The 9087-nt window shown below is 60.8% G+C and carries 8 protein-coding genes; 4 read left to right on the top strand and 4 right to left on the bottom strand.

Annotation, left to right across the window (positions count from 1 at the left end):
• The 3 genes from WB528_RS12185 to WB528_RS12175 form a co-directional block, all read left to right on the top strand.
• Positions 1–1392 (top strand): carboxyl transferase domain-containing protein (locus tag WB528_RS12185; RefSeq protein ID WP_423888665.1); only part of this gene is annotated, 1392 nt, incomplete at its 5' end.
• Between the two features lie 2 nt (positions 1393–1394).
• Complete coding sequence (locus WB528_RS12180; RefSeq protein WP_423888664.1) at positions 1395–3395, top strand: acetyl/propionyl/methylcrotonyl-CoA carboxylase subunit alpha; 2001 nt, start codon at positions 1395–1397, stop codon at positions 3393–3395.
• Positions 3396–3439: 44 nt separating this feature from the next.
• Positions 3440–4351: a hydroxymethylglutaryl-CoA lyase gene (locus tag WB528_RS12175; protein WP_423888663.1), complete on the top strand. Its 912-nt coding sequence runs from the start codon at positions 3440–3442 to the stop codon at positions 4349–4351.
• 11 nt (positions 4352–4362) lie between these two features.
• On the opposite strand, the gene WB528_RS12170 is transcribed toward WB528_RS12175, so the two are convergent.
• Genes WB528_RS12170 through dctP form a run of 3 tightly spaced genes read right to left on the bottom strand, consistent with a single transcriptional unit; the run spans position 4363 to position 7291 of the window.
• Positions 4363–5721, bottom strand: a complete 1359-nt coding sequence (locus WB528_RS12170; RefSeq protein ID WP_423888662.1) for a TRAP transporter large permease — start codon at positions 5719–5721, stop codon at positions 4363–4365.
• Entirely contained in the window at positions 5718–6272 is a 555-nt protein-coding gene (locus tag WB528_RS12165; RefSeq protein ID WP_423888661.1) for a TRAP transporter small permease, read from the bottom strand. The genes WB528_RS12170 and WB528_RS12165 overlap by 4 nt, the downstream gene beginning before the upstream one ends.
• Entirely contained in the window at positions 6269–7291 is a 1023-nt protein-coding gene (gene dctP / locus WB528_RS12160; protein ID WP_423888660.1) for a TRAP transporter substrate-binding protein DctP, read from the bottom strand. The genes WB528_RS12165 and dctP overlap by 4 nt, the downstream gene beginning before the upstream one ends.
• Before the next feature lie 347 nt (positions 7292–7638).
• On the opposite strand from dctP, the gene WB528_RS12155 reads away from it, so the two are divergent.
• Complete coding sequence (locus WB528_RS12155; protein ID WP_423888659.1) at positions 7639–7884, top strand: pentapeptide MXKDX repeat protein; 246 nt, start codon at positions 7639–7641, stop codon at positions 7882–7884.
• Between the two features lie 510 nt (positions 7885–8394).
• Here WB528_RS12155 and WB528_RS12150 read toward each other — a convergent pair.
• Entirely contained in the window at positions 8395–8556 is a 162-nt protein-coding gene (locus WB528_RS12150) for a hypothetical protein (RefSeq protein WP_423888658.1), read from the bottom strand.
• Positions 8557–9087: the final 531 nt, after the last annotated feature.

Genomic DNA, 9087 nt, shown 5'->3' with positions numbered 1-9087 from the left:
CTGTCGCCGCTGGCCGCCTGCGATCTCTATGGTGGCGATGTGCATTCGGCGAGCATCGTCACAGGCGTTGGACGGATCTCGGGGCGAGAATGCATGGTTGTCGCCAACGACGCCACCATCAAGGGTGGCACTTATTATCCGATGACGGTGAAGAAGCATCTGCGAGCGCAAGATGTCGCCCGGCAGAACAATCTGCCATGCATCTACATGGTCGATTCCGGAGGCGCGTTTTTGCCTCAGCAAGACGAGATTTTTCCGGACGAGCGGCATTTCGGCCGCATCTTCTATAATCAGGCACAGATGTCGGCGCTCGGCATTCCGCAGATTGCGATCGTGATGGGCTCGTGCACGGCGGGCGGCGCCTATGTGCCGGCGATGTCGGACGAGAGCATCATCGTACGCAACCAGGGCACGATCTTTCTCGGCGGACCGCCGCTGGTGAAAGCCGCCACCGGCGAGGTTGTCACGGCGGAAGAACTGGGCGGGGCCGACGTTCATTCGCGGCAATCAGGCGTCACCGATCACTATGCGCAAAATGATTCCCACGCGATCGGGATAGCGCGGCGGATCGTCTCCACGTTGAAACAGCCCGCACGGGCGTCTTTGAACATGCGCGAACCGCGCGAGCCGCTGTTTGCGACAGAGGAGATTTACGGCGTGGTCTCCGCCGACGGACGCAAGCCGTTCGACGTCCACGACATCATCGCCCGGCTGGTCGATGGTTCCGAATTTGACGAATTCAAGAAGCTTTATGGCCAGACGCTTGTGTGCGGCTTCGCACATATCTGGGGCTACCCGGTCGGCATCATTGCCAACAACGGCATCCTGTTCAGCGAAAGTTCGCTGAAAGGCGCTCATTTCATCGAGCTGTGTTGCCAGCGCCAAATTCCGCTCGTGTTTCTCCAGAACATCACCGGTTTCATGGTCGGCAAGAAGTACGAGGCCGGCGGTATCGCGCGCGATGGCGCCAAGCTGGTGACCGCGGTCGCTACCGCCGGCGTGCCGAAATTCACCGTCGTGATCGGCGGTTCCTACGGCGCCGGCAATTACGGCATGTGCGGTCGCGCCTATAGCCCGCGCTTCCTCTGGATGTGGCCGAACGCGCGGATCTCGGTGATGGGCGGCGAGCAGGCCGCGATGGTCTTGAGCCAGGTCCGTCGCGACAACATCGAGGCCAAGGGCGCGACCTGGTCGGCGGAAGAGGAAGAGAAATTCCAGGCGCCGATCCGAGCGCAATACGAAAAGCAGGGCAGTCCCTATTACGCGACCGCCCGGCTCTGGGACGATGGCGTGATCGACCCTGCCGATACCAGGCTTGTGCTTGGACTTGGCCTTTCTGCTGCAACCAATGCGCCGATCGAGCCGACGAAGTTCGGCCTGTTCAGGATGTGACGATGGATCGGTCAAAACTGTACCGGCGATTTCGCACCCTCCTGATCGCTAACCGCGGCGAGATAGCCGTCCGCGTGATCCGCACCGCCGGGGCCATGGGCTTGCGCACGGTTGCCGTCTATTCGGAGGCCGACCGTGGCGCACTGCATGTGGCGATGGCCGATGAAGCTGTTCTGCTTGGGCCGTCACGGGCGCGCGACAGTTACCTGAATATCGAGAGGGTGATCGAGGCGGCGCGCAAGAGCGGCGCCGAGGCCGTCCATCCGGGCTATGGCTTTTTGTCGGAGAATGCGGATTTCGCCAAAGCGTGCCACGATGCGGGGCTGGTTTTTGTCGGTCCGACGGCCGAGATGATGCACGCGATGGGGTCGAAATCCGGCTCCAAGCAACTGATGGAAAAGGCCGGCGTTCCGCTGGTGCCCGGTTATCACGGCGAAGCGCAGGACGATGCGACGCTGGCAGGCGCGGCGGCAAAAATCGGCTTTCCGGTGTTGGTCAAGGCGTCCGCCGGTGGCGGGGGTCGCGGCATGCGTATCGTCCGTGCGGCGAGCGAATTGGCGGCTTCCGTCGAGAGCGCCAAGCGCGAGGCCAAGGCAGCTTTCGGCGACGATCGCATGCTGATCGAGAAGCTGGTTGAAAACCCGCGCCACATCGAAGTGCAGGTCATCGGAGACAGCCACGGCAATCTTCTGTCGCTGTTTGAACGCGAATGCACGCTCCAACGCCGCCACCAGAAGGTGATCGAGGAGGCGCCGTCGCCGACGCTCGATGCCGCCCAGCGAGATGCGGTCTGCGCCGCCGCGCGCAAGGCCGCATCAACCGTTGGCTATGTCGGCGCCGGTACGATCGAGTTTGTCTCCGACGGCAAGGACGTGTTCTTCATCGAAATGAACACGCGGCTGCAAGTCGAACATCCCGTGACTGAGTTGATCACAGGTATCGATCTCGTGGAGTGGCAATTGCGCGTAGCCGCGGGCGAAAAGCTCCCGCTGACGCAGGATCAGATCAAGCTTCGCGGCCACGCCATCGAGGCCCGCATTTACGCGGAAAACCCGGACAAGAATTTCATGCCTTCGGTCGGGACGATACGAAGCTGGAACGTGCCGGAACAGTCGGGTGGCTTGCGGATCGATGCGGGGTATCGTCAGGGCGATACGGTGTCGCCGCACTACGACGCCATGTTGGCCAAGGTGATTGCCTGGGCGCCGACGCGCGATGCCGCAATCGATCGGCTCAGCCGGGCGCTGGAGCAATCGGATGTACGGGGCGTCGTCACTAACATCCCGTTTCTGGCCGCTTTGGTCAGCCACCCGGCGGTGGGCGCTAACGCGATCGATACCGGCTTTATCGAACGCGAACTGAAACACCTCACGTCAGGCGCCAAGCTACCGCATGATCTTGAGTTCGGCGCGGCGGTCGCCGCGATCCTTCATGAGGAAGCCAGGGTCGCCGGGAGCGAAGCAAAATCCCCTTGGCGAACGGCGGGCTGGATGCCGGTCGGCAGGCGTCAGCGGCTATTTACGTTCCGGCATGGTCAGGGAGGCGAGCAAAAAGTCACGCTGCATTACGGCAAGGGGCTTGCGATGCTTGCAATTGGCGACCGAAAAATTAGCTTCAGCGCGGCGCCCGGCGCCTCCGGAGGCATTGATGTGACGCTGCAAGGGATCAAATCCCACGTCATGGCGATCGTCGAAGGCCACGAACTTTATGTGCGGACACGCAATGGCCGGTTCGAACTCCACTGGGTTGATCCGTTCGGCGGCGATGTCGAAGAGCAGGTCGGTGAGGACCGGATTGTTGCGCCGTTGCCGGGGACCGTCGTGGCGCTGCTGGCGGAGATTGGCGCGAAGCTCGAGAAGGGCGCGCCGATCCTGACGCTGGAAGTCATGAAAATGGAGCAGACGCTGCGAGCACCATTCGCTGGTGTGCTGAAGGCGATCAAGTGCAAGGTAGGCGATATCGTCGCTGAAGGCGTGGAATTGGCCGAGATCGAGCCGGTCTAGCGGGTAGCGAATGTCAAATCCACTCCAATAGCGGGTAGGCTGCCATGAACGACCAGGTGCGCATCGTCGAAGTCGGCCCGCGCGACGGCCTTCAGAACGAGAAGACGCCGGTCAGCATCGAAGCGCGCGTCGCGTTTATCGAGGCCCTGCTCGGCGCCGGACTTCACACGGTCGAGGTTGGGGCCTTCGTTTCGCCGAAGGCTATTCCGCAGATGGTCGGCTCCGATGAGGTGCTGCGCCGCGTCAGCCGTTACCCAGGCGGCGAATTTCACGTACTGGTGCCCAATGAGAGAGGCTATGAGGCCGCGCGCGCTGCGGGCGCCAAGGTGATCGCGGTTTTCGGCTCTGCTTCCGAAGGGTTTTCACGCGCCAACATCAACTGCTCGGTGGCAGAGTCGGTCGAGCGTTTCAAGCCCGTGGTCGCGCGCGCGCGGGCCGATGGCGTCAAGGTGCGTGGATATATCTCCTGCGTTCTCGGGTGTCCCTATGATGGCGAGATCAAACCGCAGGCGGTGATCGATGTGGCCAAGGTTCTGTGGGATCTTGGCTGTTATGAGGTCTCGCTGGGCGACACCATCGGCGTGGGTACGCCAAGAAGAGCGCGGGAGTTGCTGCGCGCGGTCGCGGGCCATGTGCCGATCGCTCATCTGGCGATGCATTTCCACGATACGTACGGCCAGGCGCTCGCCAATCTCTATGCCGGGATGGAGGAGGGCGCGCGCGTGATTGATTCCGCCGCGGGAGGGCTTGGCGGCTGTCCCTACGCGCCGGGCGCCACCGGCAACGTTGCGACCGAGGACGTCGTTTACATGCTGGAGGGCATGGGCATCGCCACCGGCGTCGATATGACGAAGCTCGTTCAGGCAACCAATGAGATCAGCAAGCTGATCGGCCGCTCGCCCGTGAGCCGGGTTGCCGCGGCCCTGAATGCAAAGCGGTCAGCTAACAAGCGGTAGCGATCGTTGGCTCATGGGCTGCCGTCCGGCCCCATCACCATGTTCGGCAACCATGTCGATATCTCCGGCAGGAAGCAGAGCACGAGCACCGCCAGCATCATCAAGAGAACAAACGGCAAGGTGCCGAAGATGACTTCGCGGAGCGGAATGTCGGGGGCGACGTTGTGGATGACGAAGATATTCAAACCCACCGGCGGATGTATGAGTCCCATCTCCATCACGATGGTCATGACGACGCCGAACCAGATGATGTCGAAATTGGCGGCACGAAGCGGCGGCAAAATGATCGGCGCCGTCATCAGGATGATCGACACGGGGGGCAGGAAGAAACCGAGCATAACCACCAGGACCAGAACCGCCGCCAGCAGCTCCCAGCGCGGCAAGTGCATCGCGACAACGGATTCGGCGGCCGATTGCGAAATGTGCAGATAGCTCATCACGTAGGAATAGAGCAGCGACATGCCGATGATCAGCATCAGCATCGTCGATTCTCGGACCGTCGACGTCAGGATCGGCGCGAGGTCGGTTGGCCGCCAGACGCTATAGATCAGCGCGATCAGAACCAGCGCCAGCAAGCCGCCGAGGCCAGCCGTCTCCGACGGCGTAGCATAGCCGCCGTACAGCGCGAGCATCACACCGGTCAGAAGCAGTACGAATGGCAATACCCTCGGCAGCACGTTGAAGCGTTCGGCCATGGTGAAGTTGTCATGAATCAGGATCGCTGAATCAGCGCCGGTCTTTTCATAGGCCTGCTTCGCTGCCGCATACTCCTTACGAAAGCGGATTACCGCATAGCCCCCGAATAGCGAGACCAGCAAAAGAGCAGGGCCGATGCCGGCGAGAAACAGCCGGCCGAGCGATTTTTCGGCGGCGACCGCAAACAGGATCATGGTGATCGAGGGTGGCAGCAGAATGCCGAGTGTTCCGCCCGCCGCAATGATGCCGGCCGCAAATCCGCCGGAATAGCCCCGCTTGCGCATTTCGGGGATGCCGGCCGAGCCGATCGCCGAGCAGGTGGCTGGTGAAGATCCGGCCATGGCGGCGAACAGGGCGCAAGCAAATACGTTGGCGACACCCAACCCGCCGGGCACGCGGTGCAGCCAGGCGTGGATAGCCGAATAGAGGTCCTGGCCGGCGCGCGATTTGCCGATCGCGGCGCCCTTGAGGATGAAGAGCGGGATCGACAACAGCGTGATCGAAGCCATTTCCTCATAGACATTCTGCGTCACGGTATCCAGCGACGCCGACGGCATGTAGATGCCCATAAACACGACGGCAACGGCGCCAAGCGCAAAAGCGATCGGCATTCCGGAAAACATCGCAAACAGCGTCGCGAGCCCGTAGGAGACGCCAATACCGAACACCGTCATCGGCGGGCGGCTCCGACAATCGGTGCAATGATCTGCAATAGAATTTGCACGCACAAGAGCGTCATGCCGAGCGCCATCAGACCGTAGGGAATGTCGAGTGGCGGAGACCACATTGAGTTTGACACCTGACCCTCGTCCCAGGCTTCGTAGGCCAGCGTCCAGGATTTCCAGGCAAAGAACGAACAGAAAGCAAAGCTTGCAACATCGACGAGCCATAGCCGGATGAGGTTGGCAACCGGCGACAACAGGCTGACAAAGGCTTCGATGCCGATATGGCCGCGTTGCTGCTGGACCCAGGCCGACGTCATGAAGGCGGTACCGACCAGGAGAAACACCGCCGCCTCGTCCTGCCAGTAATTAGGCATCTGAAATAATTCCCGCCCAATCACGCTATAGCTGAGGACGATGCATGCCGCGACCATCGCGATGGAGGCGAGGACGAAGATGACACGATTGCACCACGTCAGAATACGATCGACTGCTACGACCGGCCAGGGACCGGTCGCAGCGTCTTGTTGATGAATCAGATCCGGAAGTGGACCGTGCATCACGCCGTGACGTCGGATGCGAGTTTCAGCAATTGGCCACACGTTGCGGTCTTGGCGCCGTAATCCTTCCACGCCGTATCGCGGGCGATATTGCGCCACTTGTTGACAACCGTCGCGTCCAGTTCGCTGACCTTGGCGCCGGCCTTGGCGTAGACCTTTGCGACTTCCAAATCGTCTGCCTGAGCGCCCTTGCGGCCGAACGCCTCCATTTCCACGCCCAGAGCAAGGATGGTGTCCTGATGCTTTTTCGGCAGGCCGTCGAAAATCGATTTCGACATCAACAGCGGCTCAAGCATGAACCAGTAGGACGCTTTCGCGCCGGAGGTGAGGGCTTTTGCAACCTCTTCGAGCCGGAAGGAAATCAGGCTGGTGGAGGAGGTGATACCAGCATCGCAGGCGCCGGTCTGCATGGCGGCGTAAAGGTCGTTTGATGGCACCGACAGCACCGCAGCGCCCGCCGTCTGGAGCACCATGTCCATTTCCCGCGAACCGCCGCGGACCTTAAGACCCTTGGCGTCTTCCGGTAGCACCAGCGAGCGCGAACGGCTGGCGACGCCGCCGGCCTGCCACACCCAGCTCAGCATGACGATGCCCTTGTCGGCGAGGAAATCGGTAAGCGTCTTGCCCACCGCGTTCTTCTTCCAGTTCATGCCCTGGTTGTAGGTCGACACGAGGCCTGGCATCAGCCCGATATTGGTCTCCGGCAATTCGCCGCCGGCATAGGGCAACGGATAAAGGCTGATATCGAGCGCGCCCTTTCGCATCGCCGAGAATTGCGCATTGGTCTTGACCAGCGACGAGTTCGGATAGACGTCTGCGGTGATCTCACCGCCGGTGCGCTTGGCCAGTTCAGCGGCGAATGTGCGGCACAACCGGTCACGGAAATCGCCCTTGTCGATAGTCCCGCCCGGGAATTGGTGCGAGATTTTCAACGTGGTGGCGGCATGAGCCGTGCCGATCCCGAAACGCAGGATGGCAGGCGCGGCAAGTGTGGATGCAAGGATATGGCGACGCGTGTACATGTTAACCCTCCCTGGGCAATGGCTCGGCGTTTTTCGCGCTGGATATTCCGGATGGAGCTTAGGATGGACGGCCCTTATACCCGTCCATCATCCCGATGGCTGTTATCGAAAAGTCTGAGACGGATAGGCGCCATATTGGTGCGTCGCAAACTGTGGCAAAATTGCTGGGGAAAGTCAGTTAATTCGATTTTTACGATTTAAAAAGCCAGCCCGAGCTTTTGCATGCCTGTCACATGGCAAAACTTTTTTCAATGCCGGGTAACGAAAGCAGTCGTGGCAGCGTCGTTGATAGGGCGGCTGATACCGCAAAACCAGTTTTCCCAGGTCTTACAAAAGGAATCCCGCCAATGACCATCAACACCCGTCTCGCGCTTGGAATTTCGGCTGCGGCGCTTTCGCTCAGTCTGGGGCTTGCCCCCGCAGCCTTTGCCCAGGATGCGATGAAGAAGGATGACGGCATGAAGAAAGACAGCATGTCCAAGGACGACGGCATGAAGAAGGGCACGATGTCCAAGGACAGCATGAAAAAGGACGACGGCATGATGAAGAAAGGCGACGGCATGATGATGAAGAAGGACAGTACGTCGAAGTAACCGTCGAGGCCGCGTTTGGTTAACAGGCCCGCCCGCAAAGGGTGGGCCTTTTCTGCTTCGGCTGCCTGTTGCTCCGACGGGCCGGCTTTACTGCGGCTGGATGACGCATGCCGGGAAACCGTTTTGGAAAGCGCTGTGACACCGGCAGGTGCGGATCGCCTCGGCCCGATTGAAGCCTAGCGTCGCCAACTTCGAGGATGGCGTTTTAATGCCTTTCCAGATGCCCGTTGCGCGCTGCCTTGCGGTAGCCGTCCTTTTTCTGGGTACGGCTCTCACCTCGATCGCTTCGGCGCAAGACGCGATGGAACTCGACCTCGCGTTCAAGAACGGCCTTTTGTGGGGAGATGGACACGAAGGGAAACGGGGGGAATCCTGTCCGAGGCGCAGCGTCATGATACGCGTGCCGCCCAAGGATGGTTGAAGCGAAAGAGCACCACATGGGGAGCCGGGGACAGGGGCGCTGAGCGCTCAATGCGCCAGCGCCTTCTCAGGCCCTAACCCAACCTAGAGTCACGGTGGCAGCGATTTTTTCAACTGCACGGTGATCTCGGACGTATCGGCCGCAACCTCTGGCGCGATACTCCAGGCAGCTATCGCCAACAACATAAACATGATCGCAAGAGTCAATGCGCTGACGCTTGCCGCGAGGTAACGTTTCGACGCTTTGTACATTGGACGCTCACGCTTTGATCCTCCCCAGGGCCAGCGTTTGACGGCGTCACCGAGTCGCGGGGCAAGTTCGTGGCAAGCGAGCGGCTATTTCCCGGCTTGTTTCCGATCCAGGAAAGGCGGCCGGAACAGTGACGTGGCGATCCCAGCAGAACGGACACCAAGGGCGCCCACAAGACCTTAGGCTGGCTCACCCCGATAAAGGTGCCAATTGTCCGCAAAGGGCTTTTTCGGCGCATGGCTCACTGCCAGACATAGTCCAACGTGATGACGGTATGTGGGCGGTGGGCTGGCACGATGGTGCACCGGGGCCGTTCGAAACCAGACAGTTTGCCGAGGCCGTCGCCGCAACGGTGGCCGCATGATCAGGATCAATCTCGGCAAAGAAGTCGCTCCCGGCGCCTTCGCTTATTCAATTCCGGGCCTGTGCATAGGCGGCCGATCACGCCAGCCTCTCCTTGATGCCTGCCGGCAAATTAAACGAGCCCTTGGGCCGACCGAAGCGGCGCAATCGCATGCCGGCCTATATCGGTC

Origin of the sequence: Bradyrhizobium sp., from assembly GCF_049586575.1 — a bacterium.
Taxonomy (GTDB): Bacteria; Pseudomonadota; Alphaproteobacteria; order Rhizobiales; family Xanthobacteraceae; genus Bradyrhizobium.
The sequence above is the reverse complement of the archived record's forward strand: the minus strand, read 5'-3'. Positions and strand labels throughout refer to the sequence as shown.

Bases quoted from the DNA above. Each gene is read 5' to 3' on its own strand.
- WB528_RS12180 (WP_423888664.1), top strand. From the start codon at position 1,395: ATGGATCGGTCAAAACTGTACCGGCGATTTCGCACCCTCCTGATCGCT.
- WB528_RS12175 (WP_423888663.1), top strand. From the start codon at position 3,440: ATGAACGACCAGGTGCGCATCGTCGAAGTCGGCCCGCGCGACGGCCTT.
- WB528_RS12170 (WP_423888662.1), bottom strand. From the start codon at position 5,721: ATGACGGTGTTCGGTATTGGCGTCTCCTACGGGCTCGCGACGCTGTTT.
- dctP (WP_423888660.1), bottom strand. From the start codon at position 7,291: ATGTACACGCGTCGCCATATCCTTGCATCCACACTTGCCGCGCCTGCC.
- WB528_RS12155 (WP_423888659.1), top strand. From the start codon at position 7,639: ATGACCATCAACACCCGTCTCGCGCTTGGAATTTCGGCTGCGGCGCTT.
- WB528_RS12150 (WP_423888658.1), bottom strand. From the start codon at position 8,556: ATGTACAAAGCGTCGAAACGTTACCTCGCGGCAAGCGTCAGCGCATTG.